Below are 25,405 nucleotides of genomic sequence, written 5' to 3' on the forward strand. Positions count from 1 at the left end.
CTGATCCGCTGGCAGCGGCATGAGCACCGAGGCCCGAAAACCGCCACCCCAGATCGCGCTGAAGATCAGGCGCGTTCTGGGTGGCAAGGCAGGCTGGAACGGCGTTGCCGTCCAGGTTGCCTTCGCGGCGATCCTGGGCTGGATCGGCTATGAGATCGTCTCCAATGCCCGCGCCAACCTCGAAAACCAGCACATTGCCGCCGGCTTCGGCTTCCTCAGGAATAATGCCGGCTTCGACGTCAACCAGACCCTGATCTCCTATACCGGCTCGGACACGTTCCTGCGCGTGTTCGTGGTCGGGCTCCTCAACACGCTCGTGGTCTCGGTGGTGGGCATCGTCTTCGCCACTGTGATCGGCTTCATCGTCGCGCTGTGCCGGCTGTCGCCCAATTGGCTGTTGTCCCGCGTCGGCGAGATCTATGTCGAGCTCATCCGCAACCTGCCGCTGCTGTTCCAGATCCTGTTCTGGTACCTCGCGGTGCTCGCTGCCTTGCCCAATCCGCGGCAGAGCATCTCGCTGCTCGGCGTTGCCTTCATCAGCAATCGCGGCCTCGTCATTCCAAGCCCGGTCGGCGGGAGCGGCCTGGAGCCATTTCTGGCGATGCTGGCGCTCGGTATCGTCGCGTCACTGGCCTTGCGCTTCTATGCGCGGCGCGCGCTGTTTCAGGAAGGGCGGATGATCCGGATCTGGCCCGCTGTGCTGGGCCTGCTGTTTGGGCTGCCGCTCGCCACGATGCTGGTATCAGGTTTGCCCTTCACCTTCGAGCTGCCGCAGCTGAAGGGCTTCAATTTTGCCGGCGGCTCGCGGATCATTCCGGAGTTCGTGGCGCTGACGCTGGCGCTGTCGACCTATACAGCTGCCTTCATCGCCGAGATCGTGCGCGCCGGAATCCTGTCCGTCCACAAGGGGCAGATGGAGGCGGGGGCCTCGCTCGGCCTCAGCCGCGGCACCACGCTCCGGCTGATCGTCGTGCCGCAGGCCATGCGCGTCATCGTGCCGCCGCTGACAAACCAGTACCTCAATCTCACCAAGAACTCGTCGCTGGCGGTCGCGATCGGCTACCCCGACCTCGTCTCGGTGTTCGCCGGCACGTCGCTGAGCCAGACCGGGCAGGCGATCGAGATCATCGCGATGACCATGGGCATCTATCTCCTGATCTCGCTGCTCACCAGCGCGGTCATGAGCGTCTACGGGTGGCGCGTCAGCCGGAGTCTGGGCGCATGAGCGATATCGCCTCGAGCAGCTTCGTCCGCCGGGACCTGCTCACCGAACGTCCCGCGCCTGTGAAGACCACGGGCTTTGTCGGGCTGATGCGCACGCGCCTGTTCAACTCGCCGACCAACATCCTGCTCACGATCGTGGGCGCCTTGCTGTTGTGGTTCACCATCGTTCCCTCGGTCAGGTTCCTGATGGTCGATGCGGTCTGGAGCGGCAAGGACCGCACGGCATGCCTCGCGGAGAACGCCGGCTTTGCGGTCGGCGCCTGCTGGCCTTACATCCAGGCCAAGCTGCCGCAATTGATCTACGGCTTTTATCCCGAGGCCGAGCGCTGGCGGGTCAACCTCACCTTCATCCTTGCGGTGGCCCTGCTGGTGCCGCTGCTCGTGCCGCGTCTGCCGGCGAAGGGGCTCAACGCCAGTCTGTTCTTCTTCGCATTTCCGGTGGTCGCGTTCTTCCTGCTGCACGGTGGCGGCATCAAGGGCTTCGGCCTCAGCTGGACCGCCGGCCTGCTGGAATTGTTCGACGACAGCATCATCGGCGCCGGGCAGGCCGTGCTCGGACTCAGCAAGACGTCCGCCGTTGCGCCGCTGTTGTGGGTGGTCGGGAATTTCATCGTGCTGGTCGGCACGGCGATCTCCTGGCTCATCCTTCCGCTGACCTGGCTGCGCGATCAGATCCAGGGGGCGGGCCAGTCGGTCTGGGCCGATTTTGCCATGACGACCGCAGTCGTGTCGTTGATCGCCTTCGGCCTCGGCGGCGGCTTGCGCACGGGTTGGCGCGCTCTGGCCTCGAGCATCGCGGCCTTCGCCGCCATCGCTGTCGTGATCAAGCTGATGGGGCTCGATCGCGGTGGACTGCCGGTCGTGACGACGAATTTGTGGGGCGGCCTCCTGGTGACGCTGGTGGTCTCCGTCACCGGCATCGTCACCTCGCTGCCGATCGGCATCGCGCTGGCGCTCGGCCGCCGCTCCTCCATTCCGCTGATCCGGATCTTCTCGATCGCCTTCATCGAGTTCTGGCGCGGCGTGCCGCTGATCACCGTGCTGTTCTTCGCCACCTACATGCTGCCGCTGTTCCTGCCCGGCAATTTCACCGTCGACGGTCTCGTCCGCGCGCTGATCGGCATCGCGCTGTTCACGGGCGCCTATCAGGCCGAGAACGTCCGCGGCGGGCTCGCAGCGATCCCGCGCGGGCAAGGCGAGGCCGCCGCGGCCCTGGGGCTGTCCTGGTGGAAGACGACCTCGCTGATCGTGCTGCCGCAGGGGCTGCGTCACGTCATTCCGAACCTCGTCAACAGCTTCATCTCGCTGTTCAAGGACACCTCGCTGGTCTCGATCGTGGCGCTGTTCGACCTGTTGGGCTCGCTCAGGGCCTCGTTCTCGGACCCGAAATGGTCGACGCCTTCGACCGCGTTCACCGGCTTCGCCTTCGCCGGGATCATCTACTTCATCTTCTGCTTTGGAATGTCGCGCTACTCGCTGTTCGTCGAGCACCGCCTCAACGCCCACCGTCGCAACTGATCGAGGTCACCATGTCCGACCCCATCGTCAAGATTTCCGGCCTCAACAAATGGTACGGCGACTTTCACGTGCTGCGCGACATCGACCTCGCGGTCGAGAAGGGCGAGCGCATCGTGATCTGCGGACCCTCGGGCTCCGGCAAGTCGACCCTGATCCGCTGCATCAACGCGCTGGAGGAATTCCAGGAGGGCGAGATCGTCGTCGACGGCATCGCGCTCGGGCCCAACCTCAAGCACATCGACGCGGTGCGCCGCGAGGTCGGCATGGTGTTCCAGAGCTTCAACCTGTTTCCGCATCTGACCGTGCTGGAGAATTGCACGCTGGCGCCGATCTGGGTGCGCAACATACCGAAGAAGGACGCCGAGATCAACGCGATGAAGTTCCTGGAGCGGGTCAAGATCCCGCATCAGGCCAACAAGTTTCCGGGGCAGATGTCCGGCGGCCAGCAGCAGCGCGTCGCGATCGCGCGGGCCCTGACGATGAACCCGAAGGTCATGCTGTTCGACGAGCCGACCTCGGCGCTCGATCCCGAGATGGTCAAGGAGGTGCTGGACACCATGGTGGACCTCGCCGAGGAAGGCATGACCATGCTGGTCGTCACCCACGAAATGGGCTTTGCCCGCGAGGTCGCCAACCGCGTGGTGTTCATGGACGCCGGCCAGATCATCGAGGCTAACACGCCGAACGAGTTCTTTGCGGCGCCCCAGCACGCCCGCACAAAACTGTTCCTGAGCCAGATCCTGCGCTGAGCACTCAGCCATCGGGAGACCTCGGCGGTCTGACCGGGCCGCCAGCCTGGCACCATCCGAATCAGCTGTGCCTCTTTCCGGGCCATCTTCCGGAGAGAGACCTTGCAGAGCAGTGTCGGCGCGCGCGCATTCCAGAATGCGCGATTGCACAAGAAGTTGAGGAAGCAGGCGGACGCCGTCATGTCGCTCGCGGTCGAGGCTCTCCGGCAGGGCAGATTTGCGGAGACCGAGACGCTCTGCCGCGGCATTGTGGAGGAGATTCCGGATCATTTCCACGCCACGCACCTGCTCGGCCTGCGCGCGTATGAGGGCGGGCGGCTGGAGGAGGCGCAACAGCTGTTCGAACGCGCGATTGCGCTCGATCCGCGCTCGCCCGATGCCCATGGCAATCTCGGCGCCGTGTATTTCGACCTCCAGAAATTCCAGGATGCGCGCGCATGCCAGGAGAAGGCCATTGCGCTGAAGCCGAATTGTCCGATCACCCTGACCAATCTCGGCAATACCCTCCTGAACGTCGGCCTCGGCGAACAGGCGATCGGGCTGCATGAACGCGCTATCGGGCTCCGGCCCGACTATGCCGATGCATTTTGCAACCGCGGTATGGCGGAGCTGATGATCGGCCGGTCCGAGCGCGCCAAGGAGAGTTTCGATCGCGCCCTGTCGTTTCAGCCGCGTCATGCGGAAGCGATCGCCGGCAAGGGCATGGTGTGCATCGAGCTCCGGCATTACGAGGAGGCGGAAGCCGCCCTCGCGGCAGGGCTAGCGATCAAGCCGGGTTCACCGCGGATTCTGGCGCAGCGCGGACGGCTCAACTTCGACCTGCACCGGCTGGAGCAGGCGGCGGCGGACTTCGATGCGGCGCTGGCGCAATCGCCGCGGCTCGAGCTCGCGCTGCGTGGCAAGGCGCAGGTCAACCTTCTCTTGGGAAACACGACGCAGGCGATTGCGGCCGTCAAGACCCTGCTCGAGGACAATCCGCGATCGGATTACGCGATTGTGCTTCTCGGTGCCTGCTACGCGAACCAGGGAGACGTCGCGACGGCGCTCGAGCATCTCGACGCGGCGCTCGAGATCACGCCGGATTATGCGGATGCCATCGCACGCAAGATATTCATCCTGGATTATCTGCCGGAGGCCGATTTCGCGATCCAGCAGGCGGCGCGAAAATCCTGGTGGGATGCGATCGGCTCCAGACTGCCGCAACGGACACTGCCGCCCCGGGAGCTCGATCCGGGCAGGCGGATCGTCGTCGGATATGTCGCCTCGGAATTCAGAAACCACTCGGCCGCGTTCGCGCTGTTGCCAGTGCTGCGCCATCATGATCACACGAGGTTCGAGATCGTCTGCTATTCCTGCTGGCCGCTGCAGGATGAGATCACCGAGAGGTTCAAGCCCCTCGCGGACGTCTGGGTCGATGCCGCGCAGCTTTCGGACGACGAGCTCGTCGATCGCATCCAGTCGGACAAGATCGACATCCTGATCGACGTATCCGGGCATACGGCCGGCAACAGGCTGCCTGTATTTGCCCGCAAGCCGGCCCCGATCCAGGTCACGGGCTTCGGGCACGCCACTGGCACGGGCCTTCAGACCATGGATTACGTGCTCGCCGATCCAATCTTCATTCCGCAATCGGCGCGCCATTTGCTGACTGAGAAGGTCCATGATCTGCCCTGCCTGATCACGATCGATCCCATCCTGGACGTGCCGCCCTCGGAGCTTCCCATGCTCCGGAACGGCCATGTGACCTTCGGTGTGTTCAACCGCATCTACAAGATCTCGGATGAGGCGATCCGGGTGTGGTCGAAAGTGATGCGTGAGGTGAGGGGGTCGAAGATCATCGTCAAGCACGGGCTGCTCGATGATCCCTTGCTGCGCGACGGCCTGATCGCGCGGTTCGTGGCCCAGGGCATTGCCGAAGAGAACATCACCTGCCTGGGCTCGACCCCGCGCCACGAGCATCTGCTGGCCTTTGCGCAAGTCGACATCTCCCTCGACACCTTCCCGCAAAATGGCGGCATCAGCACCTGGGAATCGCTCTATGCGGGCGTTCCGGTCGTCGCCAAGCTCGGCAACGGCTCTTCGTCGCGCGCCGGCGGCTCCATCGTGGCGGCCATCGGCCTCGACGACTGGGTCGCCGAGGATGACGACGGCTACGCTGCGATCGCGTGCAAATATGCGGCGCAGCCCGCTCATCTGGCGACGTTGCGGGCGGAACTGCCGGCTCGGATCGCAGCCTCGCCTGCCGGCAACGTCGAAGTCTACGCGCATGAGGTCGAAGCGGCCTATCGCCGTTTCTGGCACGATCATTGTGCCGGCGCCTCGGAACGCGGCGAGGTGGCGAGCCAGAGCTGAGCCCCGGGAAATCCCGGAGGCGATGCTGGTCTGGTGACCGGCGGGCCAGGGCTGCGAATCAGTTAGACTCCCCAGAGGGCATCCTCCGGAGAGACACCTTGCAGAACAGCGGCGGCGGCGGCGCGCGCGCATTCCAGAATGCGCGATTGCAGAAGAAGTTGACGAAGCAGGCCGACGCCGTCATCGCCGCTGCGGCAAACGCCTATGGCCAGGGCCGCTATGCCGAGACCGAGGCGCTGTGCCGTGAGATCCTGAAGGCCCTTCCGGATCATGTCGACGCCATGCACCTGCTCGGCATGTGCGCCCATGACGGCCGGCGCCTCGAGGAGGCACAGCAGCTGCTGGAGCGCGTGATTGCGCTCGATCCGCGCCTGCACGATGCCCATAACAACCTCGCAACCGTGCATTTCGACCTCGGCAATTACGAGGAGGCGCGGCGGTGCCAGGAGAGGGCGATCGCGCTGAAGCCGAATTTCGCGGTGGCGCTGACCAATCTCGGCAACACGCTGATGCATATGGGACTCTACGAGCAGGCGCTCGAAATGCACGAGCGCGCCATCAAGATCAAACCGGATTATGCCGACGCGCTCTGCAATCGCGGCATGGTCGAGATCGTGCTTGGGCAGATCATGCGCGCCAAGGAGAGCTTTGATCGGGCCCTGCTGTTTCAGCCGCGTCACGCAGAGGCCATCGTCGGCAGCGGCATGGTCAGCATGGAACTGCGGCACCACGAGGAGGCGGCAGCCAAGTTCGCCATGGCGCTCGCGATCAAGCCCGGCGCGCCGAGGATCCTGGCCCAGCGCGGGCGGCTCAGTTACGAGCTGCAGCGCCTCGAGCCCGCGCTTGCGGATTTCGATGCGGCTCTTGCGATTTCGCCCAAGCTCGAACTGGCCCTTCGGGGCAAGGCGCAGGTCTGCCTCGTGATGGGAAGGACCGCACAGGCGATGGCGGCGGCGACGACCTTGATCGAGCGAAATCCGCGCTCCGAGATGGGGTTGGCGCTGATGGGCTTCGCTTATTCGAACCAGGGAGACATGGAAGCTGCGATCCAATATCTCGATCGCGCGCTTGTGCTCCGACCGAATTATGGAGACGCGATCAGAGGCAAGATCTTCTTGCTGGACTACCTCGCGGATGCCGATTTCGCGGTCCAGCAGGCCGTGCGAAAGTCCTGGTGGGATGCGATCGGCTCGAAGATACCGCAAAGGACACTGCCGAAGCGGCCGCTCGATCCGGAAAAGCGGATCGTGGTCGGCTATGTCGCCGCCGAATTCCGGCAGCACTCGGCGGGACTCACCCTGCTGCCGGTGCTGCGCAATCATGATCACACCAAGTTTGAGATCATCTGCTACTACTGCTGGCCGGGCGCGGACGAGTACACCGCCAAGTTCAAATCATTGGCTGACGTCTGGGTTGATGCCTGGGGGCTTTCGGACGACGAACTCGCCGATCGTATTCAGGCCGACAGTGTCGACATCCTGATCGACGTGTCGGGCCATACCACAGGCAACAGGTTGCAATGCTTCGCGCGGAAGCCGGCGCCGATCCAGGCCACGGGCTTCGGTCACGCTACGGGCACCGGCATGCCGACCATGGACTATGTGCTCGCGGATCCCATCTTCATTCCGCCATCGGCCCGGCACTTGTTTCCCGAGAAGATCCACGATCTGCCGTGCCTGATCACGATGGAGCCCGTCACCAATCTGCAGCCCTCCGAGCTGCCGATGCTCCGCAACGGCTACGTCACTTTCGGCGTGTTCAACCGCATCTACAAGATATCGGATGATGCGATCCGTGTGTGGTCGCGCATCATGCGGGAGGTGCCGGGATCGAAGATCATCCTCAAGCATGGTTTGCTCGACGATGCCTTGCTGCGCGATAGCCTGATCGCACGCTTCATCGCGCAGGGCATTGCCGAGGAGGACATCACGTGCCTCGGCACCACCTCGCGCGACGATCACCTGATGGCCTTTGACAGGATCGATATTTCGCTCGACACGTTCCCGCAGAATGGCGGCATCAGCACCTGGGAATCCCTCTACAAGGGCGTTCCCGTCGTCGCCAAGCTTGGCATTGGGGCTTCTTCGCGTGCCGGCGCCTCCATCGTGGCCGCCGTCGGTCTCGGTGACTGGGTCGCCGAGGATGACGACGGCTATGTCGAGATCGCCCGCAAATTTGCCTCGCAGCCCGAGCATCTGGCGAAGTTGCGCGCGGGATTGCCGGCTCAGATCGCAGCCTCGCCCGCCGGTAATGTCGAGATCTACACGCGCGAGCTCGAAGCGGGTTATCGTCAGTTCTGGCGCGACTATTGTGCCGCCCCCGCGGAGAGCGACGACGCTGTAGCAGGCGAGGCAGACGCCCCCAGCGGTTCCTGAGCCAGGCAAGTCCTGGGCGGGGCCGGGATATCCCGGAGGGGTTCGGCCGGCTTGCCGCGCGAATCAGCTAGACTCGCCAATGGGCCATCTCCCGGAGAGACATCTTGCAAAGCAGCGCCGGCGCGCGCGCATTCCAGAATGCGCGATTGCAGAAGAAATTGAAGAAGCAGGCCGACGCCATCATCTCCGCCGCGGCGAGCGCTTATGGCCAGGGCAGATATGCGGAGAGCGAAGCGCTCTGCCGCCAGATTGTACAGGCCGTTCCGGATCATTTTGACGCCACGCATTTGCTCGGCCTGAGCGTGCAACAGGGCGGGCGCCTGGAGGAGGCGCAACAACTGCTCGAGCGCGCGATCGCAATCGATCCGCGTTCGCACGAGGCGCACCACAATCTCGCTGCTGTCCACCTGTCCCTTCAGAAATTTGAGGCCGCCCGTGCATGTCAGGAGAAGGCGATCGCGCTGAAGCCGAATTTTCCGCCTGCCCTGGCCGGCCTCGGCAACGCCTTGCTCCAGATGAACCTGCCGGAACAAGCCATCGAATTGTATGACCGCGCCATCGGACTGAAGCCCGACAACGCCGATGCGCTCTGCAATCGTGGTTTGGCCGAGCTGGCGCTGGGCCGATTTGACCGCGCCAAGCAGAGTTTCGAGCGCGCTCTGTTGTTTCAGCCGCGTCACGCAGAAGCCCTTGTCGGCAAGGGCGTGGTCGGGATCGAGCTCAAGCATTACGACGAGGCGGAAGCCGCGCTCGCAGCGGCGTTCGCGATCAGGCCAGGTTCGGCGAAGCTCCTCGCGCACCGCGGACGGCTCAATTTTGTGCTGTCGCGGCCGGAACGGGCGGCGGCGGATTTTGATGCGGCACTTGCGCTGTCACCGAAGCTCGAAGTGGCCTTGCGGGGAAAGGCAGAAGTCGCGCTGAGCATGGGAAATACGGCGCAGGCGATACTGGCTTGCACGGCGTTGCTCGAGGAAAATCCGCGCTCGGCAACCGCGTTGGCGCTGCTGAGTTCCTGTCTTGCCAACCAGGGCGAGATCGCGGCCGCGATCGATCATCTCGACGCCGCCCTCGCCATCGCGCCGGACCAGCCGGAGCTGATCGCGCGGAAGATCTACTTTCTGGACTTTCTCTCGGAGGCCGATTTCGAGGTCCAGCAGGCGGCACGCAAGTCCTGGTGGAATGCGATCGGCGCCAGATTGCCACGGAGGAAGCTTGCGCCCCGGCAGCTCGATCCCGGCAGGCGGATCGTGGTCGGGTATGTCGCGGCCGAGTTCTGGTACCACTCGGCGGCGTTCGGCCTGTTACCGGTGCTGCGCCACCATGATCACGCCAAGTTCGAGATCGTCTGCTATTCGAGCTCGCCGGTACGAGATGAGATGACCGCCAAGTTCAAGTCGCTGGCGGACATCTGGGTCGACGCCTGGCAGCTTTCGGACGGCGAACTGGCCGATCGTATCGAGGCTGACAAGATCGATATCTTGATCGACGTGTCAGGGCATACGACCGGCAACAGGCTCCCGGTATTCGCCCGCAAGCCGGCCCCGATCCAGGTCACGGGCTTCGGACATGCCACGGGCACCGGCCTTCAGACCATGGACTACGTGCTCGCCGATCCGATCTTCATTCCGGAATCGGTCCGTGGTCTACTGGCTGAAAAGGTCTGCGATCTACCTTGCCTGATCACGATCGATCCCATCCTGGATGTGCCTGCTTCTGAGCTTCCCATGCTCCGCAACGGCCATGTGACCTTTGGCGTTTTCAATCGCATCTCCAAGATCTCGGATGAGGCCATCCGCGTGTGGTCGAGGGTGATGCGGGAGGTGCCCGGATCGAAGATCATCATCAAGCATACGCTGCTTGACGATCCCATGGTGCGCGACGGCCTTCTTGCGCGACTCGTGAACCAAGGCGTCCCCGAAGAGAACATCACCTGCCTGGGCTCGTCAGCGCGCGCGGAACATCTGCGGGCCTTCGCGCAAGTTGATATTTCGCTCGATCCATTCCCGCAGAATGGCGGCGTCAGCACCTGGGAATCCCTCTATGCGGGCGTTCCTGTCGTGGCCAAGCTCGGTCACGGCGCCTCGTCGCGCGCCGGCGGCGCTATCGTGGCGGCGGTCGGGCTTAACGACTGGGTCGCCGAGGATGACGACGGCTATGTCGAGATCGCCCGCAAATTTGCCTCGCAGCCCGAGCATCTGGCGAAATTGCGCGCGGGCCTGCCGGCTCAGATCGCAGCCTCGGCGGCCGGCAATGTCGAGATCTACACGCGCAGGGTCGAGGAGGGCTACCGCCAGTTCTGGCGCGACTATTGTGCCGCGGCCTCGCAAGGCGGCGAGGTCGCGTAAACCGGCCGAACGGCGCTGACGTTGTGGACCCGCGTCCCCGACCCGAGGGGCGCGTGACGATCACACGAAGGGCGGCTTGATGTTGCTGCGCTTCTCAAGCCATTCCGGCACCGGCAGGTTCTTGGCCCGCATGAAATCCGCGTTGAACAGCTTCGACTGATAGCGGCTGCCGGAATCGCACAGCACGGTGACGATCGTCTTGCCGGGCCCGAGCTGTTTGGCGAGGCGCATTGCGCCCACGATGTTGACACCGGTCGAGCCGCCGAGGCACAGGCCCTCGTGCTGCAGCAGCTCGTAGATCACGCCGACGGCTTCGGCATCGGGAATGAGATAGGCATCATCGACCTTCGCGGTCTCCACGATGGCGGTCGCCCGGTTGAGGCCGATGCCCTCGGTGATCGAGCCACCCGGCGTCACCTTGGGATCGCCGGTCCTGAAGTATTCATACATGCCCGCGCCGTGCGGATCGGCGCATGCGATCCGCACGTTCTTGTTCTGCTCTTTCAAGTAACGGCTGACACCAGCCAGCGTGCCCCCGCTGCCGACCGAGCAGACGAAGCCGTCGACCTTACCGCCGGTCTGCTCCCAGATTTCGGGGCCCGTGGACTCGTAATGCGCCTTGGCATTGTCGAGGTTGTTCCACTGATCGGCGAACAGCACGCCATTGGGCTCGGTTTTGCGCAGCTCGTCGGCGAGGCGCCGGCCGACATGCTGGTAGCTGTTGGGGTTGGCGTAGGGCAGGGCCGGCACCTCGATCAGCTCGGCGCCGCACAGCTTCAGGAAATCCTTCTTCTCCTGGCTCTGCGTCTCCGGGATCACGATCAGGGTGCGGTAGCCGCGCGCGCTCGCGACGACCGCAAGCCCGATGCCGGTATTGCCGGCGGTCGATTCCACCACGAGACCGCCCGGCTTGAGCTCGCCGCGCTTCTCGGCCTCCAGGATCATCCATTTGCCGGCGCGATCCTTGACCGACTGGCCGGGATTCATGAACTCGGCCTTGCCGAGAATGGTGCAGCCGGTCAGGTCCGAGGCGCGCTTCAGCTTGATCAGCGGGGTGTTGCCGATGGCTTCGACAACGTCATTTCGAATGGTCATGTCGGGGAAATCGCTACCAAGGGGGTTGATCTGGTTGGCGAGAACGTAGTGCTTGGGAGGCCAAAGGGGAAGGCTTTTGCGCTGCGGCGAAACCGAGCGAAACCTCTGCTCAAACAGCGATATTCCCAAGAGGCGCGCCCGGCGACGATGCGCTCGGCCATAAGCCGGGATATCGGTAGGAGGAAATCCCCGCGCTCCGTCCCGCCAGGGAAGATGACAGTCGTCGCCCGCCAACTCGCGACAAACTTTTTCCAAGGCCGAGGCTTCTCGCCATCGAGGGCCGTGGATGACGCCCGGATGGCCGAATCATATCGGCCCGCGGAACGGCTTTCTCTTCAGCGATTGACGGGCTTGTGAGATTACTCAGCCAGGGCGCGACTGAGGCGGGGCGTGGTGCGGTCGGATGGAAAGGCCCAAGTGCCGCTGTGGCAGCAATATCACATGAAATCTTGGTAAGCTTGATCGTGTATCCCAATGTTTCAGAATGAGAAAAATCCCTGCGAGACAGCCACTTTTTGAATTTCGAGCGGTTCGCTTCCACTCCGTTGGCGTGGCCATCTCGCAACTGCGGGACTGTCCCGCAGTTCGGCGCCCGGCTAGTATGGTTTTCGAGGTTCCGCAGAAAGCATCGCCGCTGTGAACGAGTTGTCCAAAGCCCCCCGACTGTCCCGCCGCGAATCGGTTAATCCGGCTGCGCGGCGGTTCGATCTGCCCGGCGGGGGATGGATGTGACACAGGATGTTCCTGCGATCGCCGTGCGGCGGTCTGAAGGTTCTGCATCCCGGACGCTGCGCGCGGCGCGCTGGGTTGCGGTGTTGTGCCTCGCCGCCGGTTCGGGTGCTTGCGTGCTGACCCAGGACCTTCCCGATCCCGCCCTCGACGTTCCCACGCAGTACAAATACGCGGGCAAGGGCGATGCGCCGCCGTCACTGGATTGGTGGCGCGGCTTCCGCTCCGCGGAGCTGACGCAGCTGATGGAAGAGGCGCAGACCGTCAACCTCGACATCGCCGCCGCCGTTGCGCGCATCGTCCAGGCCGACGCCCAGGCGCGACAGGCGGGTGCGGCGCTGCTGCCGAGCGTCTCGACCGGCGGATCGGAAACCTATTCGCGCACCTCGGGCTCGAGCGCGTCCGGCCTCTCCATCGGCGGCCGGGAAGTCGTCAATTATTCGGCTTCGCTGAGCGCGAGCTACCAGCTCGACTTCTGGGGCCAGAACCGCGACGCACTGCAGACAGCGGAAGAGACCGCGAACGCCAACCGTTTCGATCGCGACACCGTCGCACTGACGACGCTGGCGGCCGTCGCCAACGCCTATTTCCAGGTGCTGGCCTCGCAGGATCGCATCAGGACCTCACAGCGCAACATTGCGAGCGCGCAGCGCATCCTCGATGCGGTCAGGGAGCGGCGCAAGGCCGGTACCGGCACCGATCTCGACGTCGCCCAGCAGGAGAGCGTGCTTGCCAACCAGAAGGCCCTGGTGCCGCCGCTGCGCCAGACGCTCGACCAGAACGTCAACGCGCTCGCCGTGCTGGTCTCGCGCCCGCCGGAAAGCGTGCGCGTGCTCGGCGGCTCCCTGGACCGGATCGCGATCCCGCGCGTCACGCCCGGCCTGCCTTCGGAGCTGCTGACGCAGCGGCCCGACATCCGCCGGCAGGAGGCGCAACTCGCCTCGGCGACGGCGAATATCGGCAACGCCCGTGCTCAGTTCTTTCCGACCATTCAGCTCACCGGCAATGGCGGCTATCAGAGCTCGGCTTTGGTCTCGCTGTTCCAGCCCCATGCGGCCTTCTTCCAGCTCGTCGGCAGCGCCACGCAGCCGATCTTCGACGGCGGCAAGATCCTCGGCAATTTCGAGTTCGCCAAGGCGCGGCAGGACGAATTGCTCCAGACCTACCGCAAGACCATCATCCAGTCGTTTGCCGACGTCGACAATGCGCTGTTCTCGATCAAGCAGACCACGATCAAGCTGCAATTGCAGCGCGACGTCGTCGTCGCCTCACGCCGCGCCTTCGATCTCTCCGAGCAGCAATTGCGCGCCGGCACCGCCGACATCGTGACCGTGCTCAACACTCAATTGACCCTGTTCCAGGCGGAAGACGCGCTGTCACAGGCGCAACTGGCCCGCTTGCTCGCCATCGTCAGCCTGTATCAGGCGCTCGGCGGCGGCTGGGAGCCGCGAATGGAGAAACCGGTCAATGCTCTTTAAGCCGGATATCAAGCAGGACGCGAAGGAGGGGACGGCGAAGAAGTCGCGCGGCCGCGGCTTCGTCATGACCCTGATCACGCTCGCGATCCTTGGTGGCCTCGGCTATCTCGGCTGGAACGCGATGCACCAGAAGCCGGCTGCCGACCGCAACGCGCGGCCGGACCTGCCGGTGCCGGTGCTGGCGGCGACGCCCCGCGTTCAGGACGTTCCGGTCTATCTCGACGGCGTCGGTGCGATCCGCGCGCTCAACACCGTGACCGTGCGCTCGCAGGTCGATGGCAAGCTGATCGCCGTGAACTTCACCGAAGGGCAGGACGTCAAGAAGGGCGACGTGCTCGGCGAGATCGATCCCGCGCTCTACCAGGCCACCTACGACCAGGCGGTCGCCAAGAAGGCGCAGGATCAGGCCCAGCTCGCCAACCAGCGCATCGACCTGACACGGTACGAGCAGCTCGCTGCTTCCAACGCCGGCTCCAAGCAGCAGGCCGACACCCAGCGCGCGCTGGTCGCGCAGACCGAGGCGCTGGTCAAGGCCGACCAGGCCGCGATCGATAACGCGGCGGCGACGCTGAGCTACACCAAGATCGTGGCGCCGCTCTCGGGGCGAGCCGGCCTGCGCCAGGTCGATCAGGGCAACATCATCCACGCCGCCGATACCACGGGCCTCGTGGTGATCACGCAATTGCAGCCGATTGCGGTGTGGTTCAGCCTGCCGCAGCAACAGATCATGCGCGTCAACGCCGCGGCCACCAAGGGCACGCTCGCGGTGGACGTGTTCGGCAATGACGGCGTCACCGTGATCGATACCGGCAAACTCACTGGCATCGACAACCAGGTCGACCAGACCACCGGCACGCTCAAGCTCAAGGCGGAGTTTCCCAACGCCAATTACCAGCTCTGGCCGGGTCAGTTCGTCAATGTCCGTCTCAAGGTCGAGACGCTGACGCAGGCGCTGGTGGTGCCGACCTCGGCCGTGCAACGCGGCCCGATCGGGACATTCAGCTATGTCATCGGCGAGGACAACGTGGTCTCGGCCAAGCCCGTGACGGTGACCCAGCAGAACGAGCATGACGCCGTGATCGCCAGCGGCCTGTCGGCGACCGACAGGGTCGTCACTACGGGCTTTGCCAATCTGTCTGACGGCTCCAAGGTGACCATCGGCCGCGACGACCAGACGCCGTCGGCCGATCTCGCCCCGCGCAAGCGCTCGCGGGGGCCTGACGCCCAGAAGAAGGATGGTGCCAAGGAAGGGCAGAAGGAGCACCAGAAGGACGGACAGGGTAAGGGCGGTGAGTTCCGCGCCAAGCGGAGCAGCAGCGAGGGCGACCAGAAGGGACAGACCGGGCCGGCACCGGGGCCGGGCGCATCGGGAAGTGGAGCCAAGCAGCCATGATCCCGACAACAGCCGCTTGAAGCGGCAGGCAGATCCCATGGGTGTCTCCGAACCCTTCATCCGCCGTCCCATCGCGACCTCGCTGCTCGGCATCGCGCTGCTGATCGGCGGGCTGCTGGGCTATTTCGCACTGCCGGTCTCGGCGCTGCCGCAGGTCGATTTCCCGACCGTGCAGGTGACGACGCAGCTTCCAGGCGCGAGCCCCGACGTGATCGCCTCGCTGATCACGGCACCCTTGGAGCGGCAGCTCGGCCAGATCCCGTCGCTGTCGGCGATGAACTCGACGAGTTCGTTCGGCGTCAGCCAGATCTCGCTGCAGTTCGATCTCAACCGCGACATCGACGGGGCGACCCAGGACGTGCAGGCCGCGATCAACGCAGCGGCGGGCGTGCTCCCCAAGACGCTGCCGTATCCGCCGACCTACGCCAAGGTGAACCCGGCGGACGCGCCGGTGATGACGCTGGCGCTGCGCTCCGACACCATCTCGCTGCGGGCGATGAGCGACATTGCCGACACGCTTCTGGCGCAGCGGCTGAGCCAGATTTCCGGCGTCGGGCGCGTTTCGGTGCTCGGCGGGCTGAAACCGGCCGTGCGCATCCAGGCCGATCTGGCGCGGCTTGCCGCCTACGGCATCGCCATGGAAGATCTGCGCACCGCAATCGCCAATGCCAACGTCTCCGGGCCGAAAGGCTCGCTCGATGGCGCGCAGCAATCCTACATCATCGCGGCCAACGACCAGATCGCCGCCGCCGACGCCTACAAGCCCGTCATCATCGCCTACCGCAACGGCTCGCCGGTCACCATCGCCGACGTCGCGCAGATCGTCGATGGCCTGGAGAACGACCGCACCGGCGGCTGGTACCAGGGCACGCCCGCCGTCATCATCGATATCCAGCGCCAGCCCGGTGCCAACGTCATCGACGTCGTCAGCCAGATCCGCGCCGAAATCCCCAAAGTGCAGCGCGCGATCCCGGCCGGCGTGAACCTCACCATCGTCTCCGACCGCACCGTGACCATCCGCGCCTCGGTCCACGACGTACAGTTCACGCTGGTCCTCAGCGTCGTGCTGGTAACGCTGGTGGTGCTGCTGTTCCTGCGCTCGCTGCGGGCAACCCTGATCGCCGGCGTGGCGCTGCCGCTGTCGCTGATCACCAGCTTCGGCATCATGTATTTCGCCGGCTTCAGCCTCGACAATCTGTCGCTGATGGCACTGACGATCGGCACCGGCTTCGTCGTCGACGACGCCATCGTCATGATCGAGAATATCGTGCGCCACATGGAGAACGGCGACGGGCCGATGGAGGCCTCGCTGAAGGGCGCCAGCGAGATCGGCTTCACCGTGATCTCGCTGACGGTGTCGCTGATCGCGGTGTTCATCCCGCTGCTGTTCATGTCCGGCCTCGTCGGGCGCATGTTCCGCGAGTTCGCGCTGACCTTGACGATCGCGGTGGTGACCTCGGCCGTGGTCTCGCTGACGCTGACGCCGATGATGTGCTCACGCCTGCTCAAGCACGCCCATGAAGAGCTGGCCGTGCCGGGGCTGGCCGCCATCAGCCGCTTCATCGACCGCACTGTCGAGGCCTATCATCGGACGCTGTTGTGGGTGCTGGAGCGCCAGCGCGCCACGCTGGTCGTGACCTTCGCCACGCTAATTGCGACCCTCGTCCTCTACGTCGTTGCGCCGAAAGGCTTCCTGCCGCTGCAGGACACCGCCTCGATCACGGCGGTGACGGAGGCCGGGCCGGACGTGTCGTTCGCGGAGATGCAGAAGCGGCAGGGCGAGGTCGCCGACGCCATCAAGGCGGACCCTGACGTGGTCGGCGTGGTCTCGGTGATCGGCGCCGGCTCGGTCAACCCGACCACCAATGTCGGCCGGCTCGTCATGACCTTGAAGCCGCGCGGCGAGCGGCGCGACGATGTTAGCGTGGTCGTGACCCGGCTGAAGGAGCGGGTGGCGGGCATTCCCGGCATGACCGTCTATTTCCAGCCGGTGCAGGACGTGCAGATCTCGACCCAGTCGAGCCGCTCGCAATATCAATACACGCTGACCGGCACCGATGCGGCGCTGGTGTCGGAATGGGCGCGCAAGCTGGTTACGGAGATGCGGCGCGATCCCCTGTTCCGCGACGTCTCCTCGGAGGCGCAGGAAGGCGGCCTGCGGGCGCAACTCGACGTCGATCGCACCCGCGCGGGCCAGCTCGGCGTCAGCCTGCAAGGCATCACCGATACGCTCAACGACGCCTTCGCGCAGCGCCAGATCTCGACCATCTACGGCCAGGCCAACCAGTACCGCGTGGTGCTGGAGGCGCTGCCGATGTACCAGCGCGATCCCTCGATCCTTTCAAAACTCTATCTGCCGGGCGCTGCGAGTTCCACCGTCGGCGCGCCCAACGCCCAGGTGCCGCTGTCGGCCGTGGCGACGCTGAAGCGCACCACGGCGCCGCTCGCGATCTCGCACCAAGCGCAATTCCCGTCCGTGTCGCTCAGCTTCAATCTCGCGCCGGGTGCTGCGCTCGGCGATGCCGTCGACGCCGTAAAGGCGATCGAGACCCGGATCGAAATGCCCAACAGCATCGTCGGCGTCTATGCCGGCGATGCCGCCGAGTTCGCCAAGGCGCTGGCGGGACAACCCTGGCTGCTGCTCGCGGCCGTGATCACGATCTACATCGTGCTCGGCGTGCTCTATGAGAGCTACATCCACCCGATCACGATCCTGTCGACGCTGCCTTCGGCCGGCGTCGGCGCGATCCTGGCGCTGGTGTTGTGCGGGCAGGACCTCTCGGTGATCGGTCTGATCGGCATCATCCTGTTGATGGGCATCGTCAAGAAGAATGCGATCATGATGATCGACTTCGCGCTCGAGGCCGAGCGCGGGCAGGGCATGTCGCCCAACGAGGCGATCGTGCAGGCGTGTCTCTTGCGCTTCCGTCCCATCATGATGACGACGCTGGCGGCGCTGTTCGGCGCCTTGCCACTGGCGATCGAGAGCGGGACCGGCGCCGAGCTGCGCTTTCCGCTCGGCATCTCCATCATCGGCGGCCTGCTGCTCAGCCAGCTGCTGACGCTCTACACCACGCCCGTGATCTACCTCGCGCTCGACCGCATCAACCGCCGCCTCGAGCAGGCGCTGCCGCCGGCTGAATCAGGCGGCCCGCCGGTCGCCGGCGCAACCGAGGGGATGCAGTGATGGCATCGATCTCGGAGCCCTTCATCCGCCGCCCGGTTGCCACCACGCTGCTGTCGATCGGGTTGTTCCTGCTGGGTGTGGTCGCCTACGATTTCCTTCCCGTCGCCTCGGTCCCGAACGTCGACTTCCCCGCCATCTTCGTCTCGGCCAGCCGGCCCGGCGCCGACCCGTCGGTGATGGCGGCAACCGTGGCCTCGCCGTTGGAGCGGCGGCTCGGCGAGATATCCGGAATCAACCAGATCACCTCGACCTCGACGCTCGGCAACACCAGCATCCAGCTCCAGTTCGACATCGGCCGCAACATCGACAAGGCCGCGCGCGACGTGCAGGCGGCGATCAACGCCGCGATGGTCGACTTGCCGAGCGACCTGCCGACACTGCCGCGCTTCCGCAAGGCTAACACCGCCGGCGCGCCCGTCTTCGTGCTGGCGCTGACCTCGAAGACGCTGTCGGCCAGCGCGATTTACGACGTCGCCGACACGGTGCTGGCGCAGCGCATCTCGCAGGTGCCGGGAGTCGGCGACGTCACGGTGTCAGGCGCCGACCAGCCGGCCGTGCGGGTCCAGCTCAACCCCGTCGCGCTGTCGAACGCCGGCATCGCCACCGACGACGTCAGGACCGCGATCGTCAACGCCAACCCGCTCGGCCCCGTCGGAATCTTCAACGGCGAGCGCCAGAGCGAGACGCTGGCGCTCAACAAGCAGATGCGCACGGCGAAAGAGTTCCGCGACATCGTCATCAAGAGCGCCAACGGCAATTTCGTGCGGCTGTCCGACGTCGCCGATATCGAGGATTCCGTCCGCAACGCCCGCTCGATCGCCTGGTTCAACAAGCAGCCGGCGGTGCTGATCCAGATCACCAAGCAGGGCGATGCCAACGTCATCGATACCGTCGACAGGGTGAAGGCGCTGGTCCCCCAGCTGAAGCAGTGGATTCCGGCCGGTGTGGAGATTTCGACTCTGGTCGACCGCACCGGCACGATCCGCGCCAGCGTGCTCGACATGCAATGGACGTTGCTGGCCACCGCGGTCCTGGTGATGGTCGTGGTGTTCGTGTTCCTGCGCAGGCTGACGCCGACCATCGCGGCCGGCATCTCGGTGCCGCTGGCGCTGGCCGGCACCTGCGCCGGCATGTGGGTCGCGGGCTTCTCGATCGACAATCTGTCGCTGATGGCGCTCGCGATCTCCGTCGGCTTCGTGGTCGACGACGCCATCGTCATGATCGAGAACATGTACCGCAATCTCGAGCACGGCATGCGGCCGTTCCGGGCGGCGCAGGAGGGCGCGAAGCAGATCGGCTTCACCGTGGTCTCGATCAGCCTGTCGCTGATCGCGGCGTTCACGCCGCTGATCTTCATGGACGGCATCGTCGGCCGCCTGCTGCGCGAATTCTCGTTGACGCTGACCTTCGCCATCCTGGTCTCGACGCTGGTGTCGCTCACGGTCACGCCGATGATCTGCGCCCATTACATCCGGCAGGCCACGTCCGGCACGGCGACGCTGTTCGATCGGGTGATCGAGGGCTCACTGTCGCGCATCGTCGCCTTCTACGCCCGGACCTTGCGCACCGTACTGGACTATCCGCTGGCGACGCTGCTGGTGTTCTTCGCCACCATCGGCCTCACCGTGACGCTCTACATCAAGGTCCCCAAGGGCTATTTCCCGACCGACGATTCCGGCTTCGTGATCGGAGCGACGCGCGCCTCGGCCGACATCTCGTTCCAATCGATGCTCGGCCTCCAGCAGCGGCTCGCCGACATCGTGATGCAGGATCCGGCCGTGGCCGGCATCGGCTCGACCGTCGGCGCCGGAGGCGGGCCGGGGGGAGCGACCTCGAACCGCGGCATCATGTACATCAGCCTGAAGCCGCCGGAGGAGCGCGACCACGTCTCGACGCAGGTCGTGATCGACCGTCTCCGGCGCGCGCTGTACCCCGTGCCCGGCATCCGCCTCTTCATGTTCGCCGCCCAGGACGTCCGTGCCGGCGGGCGGCAGAGTGATTCCGACTTCCAGTACACGCTGACCAGCACCGACCTCGGTCTGCTGCAGAAATGGGCGCCGATCGTGGCCAAGCGCATGGAGAGCGTCGAGGGCATCACCGACATCTCCAGCGACCGCGATCCCGGCGGGCTTCAGCTGACCCTGAACATCGATCGTCAGAAGGCCTCGGCACTCGGCGTCAGGGTTCAGGACATCGACAATGCCCTGAACAACGCCTTCTCGCAGCGGCAGATCTCGATCATCTACACCCAGCGCAACCAGTACATGACCGTGCTGGAGATCGATCCGAAGTTCCAGGTCGATCCCTCCAACCTCGAGCGCATCTACGTTGCCGGCGCCGGCGACGCGCAGGTGCCGCTGTCGGCCGTGGTGCATGCGACGCGTGGGTTGGCCGCGCTCGCGGTTTATCACTCGCAGTCGTTTCCCTCGACGACGGTGTCGTTCAACCTGCTGCCGGACGTGCAGCTTCAGGCAGCGACCCAGAACATCCAGCGGGCGGTGGAGGAACTGCACATGCCCGAAGGCATCCGCGGCAGCTTCGACGGCAATGCCGGCGACTTCGCCAAGACCAGCAGCCGCCAGCCGCTCCTGATCCTCGGCGCGCTGGTGGCGATGTATATCGTGCTCGGGGTGCTCTATGAGAGCCTCGCCCATCCGCTCACTATCATCTCGACGCTGCCCTCGGCGGGGTTAGGCGCGCTGCTCGCCCTGCAGCTCACCAACACGCCGCTGACGGTGATCGCCTTCGTCGGCATCATCCTCTTGATCGGCATCGTCAAGAAGAACGGCATCATGATGGTGGATTTCGCGCTCGACGCCGAACGCCAGCGCGGCCTGTCCTCGGCGGAGGCGATCTTTGAGGCCTGCCAGGCGCGCTTCCGCCCGATCCTGATGACGACCATGGCGGCACTGTTCGCCGGCATTCCGCTCGTGGTGGCGACCGGCCCCGGCACGGAGCTGCGCCGTCCGCTCGGCATCACCATCATCGGCGGCCTGTTCGTCTCGCAGATCCTGACGCTCTACACCACGCCCGTGATCTACCTCTTGATCGACCGCCTGCGGCGGCGGTCGGAGCCGCGTCCGGTGCCTGCTCCGGCGGAATAGGTTGTTGAAGCGCCGCATCAAGCGTATAGCGGCGCCCATGTCGAACCCGCCAGATACGGCCGCCGCGCCGGCCGATCCGATCCCCGAGTGCCCGCATTGCCAGAAGCCGATGCCGCTGTGCATCTGCGACAGCGTCACGCCGATTGAAAATCGACTGTCCCTCCTGATCCTGCAGCATCCGCAGGAGCAGGACAGGGCGCTCGGCACCGCGCGCCTGCTTGCCGGGCATTTTGCCGATGCCACGGTGCGGGTCGGCCTGTCCTGGCCGAGCCTGTCCAAGGCGCTGGGACAGCCGGTGGAGAATGCCGCGCGTTGGGCCGTGCTCTATCTCGGCTCGGCCCGCGCCGCCGATCTCGAAGCGGAAGGCGAGATCGTCGCGCTCAACCGCAAGGGCGAGGTCGCGGAGAACCAGCGCGGGATCCTCGGCAAGCTCGAAGGCGTCGTGCTGCTTGACGGCACCTGGAGCCAGGCCAAGGCGCTGTGGTGGCGCAATCCCTGGATGCTGAAATGCCAGCGCGTCATCCTCAACCCGGCGCACCCCTCGCGCTATGGCCGTCTGCGCAAGGAGCCGCGCAAGGACGGGCTCTCCACCATCGAGGCCGCGGCGACGATTCTCGCCGGGCTCGAGCGGCGTCCTGACATCGCCGAGACGCTGAATGCGAGCTTTGAACGCCTGTTAATACGCTACCGCGAGGTCCAGGCCGAGATGCCGGAACTGGCGCCCAAACCTGCCCCGAAGGGCCGGCGCGACTTTCGGCGGCGCAAACGAGCCTGACTTCGGCCCACATCATCTGTACGGTCGATTGCACCGCGTGGGCCGGGCGTCTAGAGACGATCGGCCGAAACCGGTCGCGATCTGCTCCCCTGTTGCGGCATCGGAGAGCGAGAACCTGAGGGGCAGTCGAATTCAGCTCGCAGCGAAGGAAATTCTGGCACAGGCGGCGCGGCCCGATCGTTGGGGCACGCTCGCGCTGATGGACATTTCGCTGCGCTACCGCAGGACCGTGATCGGCCCGCTCTGGATCACGCTGACGCTGGCCGCGACGATCGCAAGCGTCGGCACGGTCTATGCGGCCCTGTTCAAGCAGGACATCGCCACCTTCCTGCCGTCCTTCGCGGTCGGCCTGATCGTCTGGACCCTGATCGCAACGACGCTCCAGGAGGGCTCCAACATCTTCGTGGCGTCCGGCCATCTTATCAAGGCCGTGCCGGCCCCGCTGATCGTTCACGTCCTCCAGATGATCGCGCGCAACGTCCTCATCTTCGCGCATCATTTGGTGATCGTCGTGCTGCTCTACGTCGTGATGCCCTGGCCGCTGCACTGGAGCATGCTGCTCGCGCTGCCCGGCTTTGCGATCCTGTTCCTCGCGCTGCTCGGCGGCTCGGTCGCACTCGGCATGCTCTGCGCGCGTTTTCGCGACATTGGTTCGGCGATCGTCAGCGGCCTGCAATTCGTCTTCTTTCTCACGCCGATCATCTGGACCGAGGACAGCGCGCGCGGCACCGCGTTTCACTGGCTGACGCTGGTCAATCCGTTCGCCACGCTGCTCGATCTGGTGCGCCGGCCGCTCTTGTCGCAGCCGACCGATGCGAAGCAATGGCTGCTAGGGGCCCTCTATGCGATCATCGTGGCCGTCATCGGCCTCGGCTGCTACGCAAAATACCGCCATCGCGTGGCGTATTGGCTGTGATGCGCGCATGACCAGGACGGCCCACATCGTGCTACGCGACGTCTCGGTCACATTTCCGGTGCTGTCGTTTCGCGACCGCTCGCTGCGCAGCCGGTTCGTCGGCGCCGTGACGCTGCGCCGGAAGGCGGCGGTCTCGCACCTCATCACGGCGTTGAACGAGGTCAGCCTCGATATCCGCGCCGGCGACCGCCTCGCCATCATCGGCGCCAATGGTGCCGGCAAGACCACGCTGCTGCGGGTTCTCGCCGGCATCTATCATCCGACGGCGGGCAGCATCGACGTACGCGGACGCTGCCTGTCGCTGTTCGATTTGCAGGCCGGCTTCGACGAGGAAGCGACCGGTTACGAGAACATCATGCGGCGCGGGCTCGTGATCGGCGCGCGGCGGGCCGAGATCGACGCGCGGCGGGCGGAGATTGCAGAGTTCACCGAGCTCGGAGACCGGCTCGACCTGCCGCTGCGCACCTATTCCAGCGGCATGATGCTGCGCCTGATCTTTGCGGTCGCAACCGCGGTCGAGGGCGAGATCGTGCTGCTCGACGAATGGATCGGCGTTGGCGACCAGCAATTCCGCAAGAAGGCGCGGCAGCGATTGGATGAGATCGTCGCCCGCGCCGGCATCCTGGTGCTCGCCTCGCATGACATCGAGCTGATCCAGAGCACCTGCAACCGGGCGATCCTGCTGGAGCAGGGGAAGATCATCGCGGCCGGCGCAACCGATACGATTCTCGCGCAATATCTGGCGGGGTCCGGCGGGAAGAAGGCGTAGCGGTTCGAAGGTCCCCCTGACGGGGCGGCCTCCAGCCAAAATCGGACGAAGGCGGTTGCCTAAACCCTTCATCCCCTATATTGCTCCGGCCTTACGGGGCCACGTGGCGGAGTGGTTACGCAACGGTCTGCAAAACCGTGTACACCAGTTCAATTCTGGTCGTGGCCTCCATCATATCCCTCTGATCTCCCAGCATAATTCGATTTCGCCGCCGGCTCCGCTGATGCTGCGCGCAACGTTCTGCCGACGTGAGAGGCGGATCGATCACCGGGTTTGTCCGGAGCTCGCTGGAACCCCCGATTCACGCCCGTTGGCATAGACTTCGCATCGGCGAAGTGATGCGACCGACATCAACGAGCGCTGGAGCACCCGTGGGCGACATCGTCCGATTTGTCCCGAAATCCGAGCTGGAGCGGGCCCGCCTCATTCGCGAGGCTCGCGCGATCTATGACAGCATCTTTCCATCGGCCGCACCCGACCGGGTGCCGCAGGATGGCGAGGATCGCATCAAGACCTGATCGGCGCAGCAGGGCTTCTCGTACGGCGAAGCGCCCGCGAGGCGGGCGCTACGGCTCACGATGAAAGCAGCTTCAGCAGGCCGCGTACCAGCCGTCGGGGAACGGCAGCAGGGGCCAGGCGCCCTCATTGTCATTGGCGGCTTTGGGCGTCGCGTGAAAACTCCACGAGCGGGGCACGAATTCCTCCTCCGGCGCGGGAGCAAAGTCTTCAATGACCATGGCGTCCCGGACGGCATCCAGCAACAAGTTGAATTCGGCTTCGCTTCTCATCGCACCCTCGCAGAACGCGGACGGCGCAATGTCGCAAAGCCGGTTTGTTACCCGGTTGAGCGGATCGTTCGCATTTTAACGATCCGGCGATGGGGTCCCGATTGGTTAGCGGTTTGTAAAAAATCCCCTCGGAAACTCTAGGTTCCTCGGCTGCGCCGGCAATGTGAAAGAGATCACATCCTCGGCGGTTTATTTCTCCTACGCCTTCGCATCCGGGCTCAATGCAGGCCGGAGCGGGCAGGGCGAACGGGAGACTGGTCATGAAGGCGAGGTTCTTGCGGTTTGCGGGTGTGAAGAGCCGGGCGCGCCGCGCCTCCACGGTCGGGCTGTTCCTGACGCTGTTTGCTTCCGCCGCCCACGCACAGGGGACGGCCGAACAGCGCCGGGCCTGCACGCCCGATGTCTATCGGCTCTGCGCCGGCGAAATCCCCAACGTCCGCGCCATCACGGCGTGCCTGCGGCGCAACCGGTCGAGCCTGAGCGAAGCTTGCCGCAGCGTGTTCGATCAGGCCGGCGGCTGAGGACCTGTGGATTTGTGCGCAGCAAGTGGCTCGCGTCGGCTGACGAATTCGCGATACCCGTCCTGTGGATATGCTGCGGACAGGCTG

16 protein-coding genes, 1 tRNA gene and 1 pseudogene are annotated in these 25,405 nt (G+C 65.0%); 16 read left to right on the forward strand and 2 right to left on the reverse strand.

What is annotated here, in order from left to right; translation table 11 throughout:
• Positions 1-19 precede the first annotated feature (19 nt).
• The 6 genes from CV770_RS21265 (at position 20) to CV770_RS21290 (ending at position 10,563) form a co-directional block, all read left to right on the forward strand.
• Positions 20-1,225, forward strand: coding sequence for an amino acid ABC transporter permease (locus CV770_RS21265; protein WP_104463715.1), 1,206 nt, complete (start codon positions 20-22; stop codon positions 1,223-1,225).
• A complete protein-coding gene (locus CV770_RS21270) occupies positions 1,222-2,742 on the forward strand; it encodes an amino acid ABC transporter permease (RefSeq protein ID WP_104463741.1) in 1,521 nt (506 codons plus the stop codon). Before CV770_RS21265 ends, CV770_RS21270 begins: the two co-directional genes overlap by 4 nt.
• An 11-nt stretch (positions 2,743-2,753) precedes the next feature.
• Positions 2,754-3,491, forward strand: coding sequence for an amino acid ABC transporter ATP-binding protein (locus tag CV770_RS21275; protein ID WP_018323160.1), 738 nt, complete (start codon positions 2,754-2,756; stop codon positions 3,489-3,491).
• Positions 3,492-3,593: 102 nt separating this feature from the next.
• Entirely contained in the window at positions 3,594-5,843 is a 2,250-nt protein-coding gene (locus tag CV770_RS21280) for an O-linked N-acetylglucosamine transferase, SPINDLY family protein (protein WP_201759960.1), read from the forward strand.
• Between the two features lie 98 nt (positions 5,844-5,941).
• Positions 5,942-8,218: an O-linked N-acetylglucosamine transferase, SPINDLY family protein gene (locus CV770_RS21285; RefSeq protein WP_201759961.1), complete on the forward strand. Its 2,277-nt coding sequence runs from the start codon at positions 5,942-5,944 to the stop codon at positions 8,216-8,218.
• Between the two features lie 104 nt (positions 8,219-8,322).
• Complete coding sequence (locus tag CV770_RS21290; RefSeq protein WP_201759962.1) at positions 8,323-10,563, forward strand: O-linked N-acetylglucosamine transferase, SPINDLY family protein; 2,241 nt, start codon at positions 8,323-8,325, stop codon at positions 10,561-10,563.
• 60 nt (positions 10,564-10,623) lie between these two features.
• Here the strand turns inward: CV770_RS21290 and CV770_RS21295 are convergent, their stop codons facing one another.
• On the reverse strand, positions 10,624-11,658 hold the full coding sequence (locus CV770_RS21295) for a cysteine synthase A (RefSeq protein ID WP_104463716.1): 1,035 nt from the start codon (positions 11,656-11,658) through the stop codon (positions 10,624-10,626).
• A 722-nt stretch (positions 11,659-12,380) separates the two neighbouring features.
• On the opposite strand from CV770_RS21295, the gene CV770_RS21300 reads away from it, so the two are divergent.
• The 9 genes and pseudogenes from CV770_RS21300 to CV770_RS42690 all read left to right on the forward strand — a co-directional run bounded on the left by CV770_RS21300 (position 12,381) and on the right by CV770_RS42690 (position 24,527).
• A complete protein-coding gene (locus tag CV770_RS21300; RefSeq protein WP_104463717.1) occupies positions 12,381-13,865 on the forward strand; it encodes an efflux transporter outer membrane subunit in 1,485 nt (494 codons plus the stop codon).
• Entirely contained in the window at positions 13,855-15,258 is a 1,404-nt protein-coding gene (locus CV770_RS21305) for an efflux RND transporter periplasmic adaptor subunit (RefSeq protein WP_104463718.1), read from the forward strand. Before CV770_RS21300 ends, CV770_RS21305 begins: the two co-directional genes overlap by 11 nt.
• Before the next feature lie 37 nt (positions 15,259-15,295).
• Positions 15,296-18,445, forward strand: a complete 3,150-nt coding sequence (locus tag CV770_RS21310) for an efflux RND transporter permease subunit (protein ID WP_091956738.1) — start codon at positions 15,296-15,298, stop codon at positions 18,443-18,445.
• Positions 18,445-21,549, forward strand: coding sequence for an efflux RND transporter permease subunit (locus CV770_RS21315; RefSeq protein WP_104463719.1), 3,105 nt, complete (start codon positions 18,445-18,447; stop codon positions 21,547-21,549). Before CV770_RS21310 ends, CV770_RS21315 begins: the two co-directional genes overlap by 1 nt.
• A 37-nt stretch (positions 21,550-21,586) precedes the next feature.
• A complete protein-coding gene (locus tag CV770_RS21320; RefSeq protein ID WP_091956967.1) occupies positions 21,587-22,324 on the forward strand; it encodes a tRNA-uridine aminocarboxypropyltransferase in 738 nt (245 codons plus the stop codon).
• A 37-nt stretch (positions 22,325-22,361) separates the two neighbouring features.
• On the forward strand, positions 22,362-23,240 hold the full coding sequence (locus CV770_RS21325; RefSeq protein WP_245323289.1) for an ABC transporter permease: 879 nt from the start codon (positions 22,362-22,364) through the stop codon (positions 23,238-23,240).
• Positions 23,241-23,403: 163 nt separating this feature from the next.
• Positions 23,404-24,009 (forward strand): annotated as a pseudogene (locus CV770_RS21330) (ABC transporter ATP-binding protein); the annotation flags it as partial.
• Positions 24,010-24,106: 97 nt separating this feature from the next.
• Positions 24,107-24,180, forward strand: a tRNA-Cys gene (locus CV770_RS21335).
• A gap of 200 nt (positions 24,181-24,380) precedes the next feature.
• On the forward strand, positions 24,381-24,527 hold the full coding sequence (locus CV770_RS42690; protein WP_018320409.1) for a hypothetical protein: 147 nt from the start codon (positions 24,381-24,383) through the stop codon (positions 24,525-24,527).
• A 72-nt stretch (positions 24,528-24,599) separates the two neighbouring features.
• Here CV770_RS42690 and CV770_RS21345 read toward each other — a convergent pair whose 3' ends face one another.
• Positions 24,600-24,797, reverse strand: coding sequence for a hypothetical protein (locus tag CV770_RS21345; RefSeq protein ID WP_018320410.1), 198 nt, complete (start codon positions 24,795-24,797; stop codon positions 24,600-24,602).
• 260 nt (positions 24,798-25,057) lie between these two features.
• Between CV770_RS21345 and CV770_RS21350 the strand changes: the two genes are divergently transcribed.
• Positions 25,058-25,318, forward strand: a complete 261-nt coding sequence (locus CV770_RS21350; protein WP_015686208.1) for a hypothetical protein — start codon at positions 25,058-25,060, stop codon at positions 25,316-25,318.
• Positions 25,319-25,405: the final 87 nt, after the last annotated feature.

Source organism: Bradyrhizobium sp. AC87j1, from assembly GCF_002936975.1.
GTDB lineage: Bacteria > Pseudomonadota > Alphaproteobacteria > Rhizobiales > Xanthobacteraceae > Bradyrhizobium > Bradyrhizobium shewense.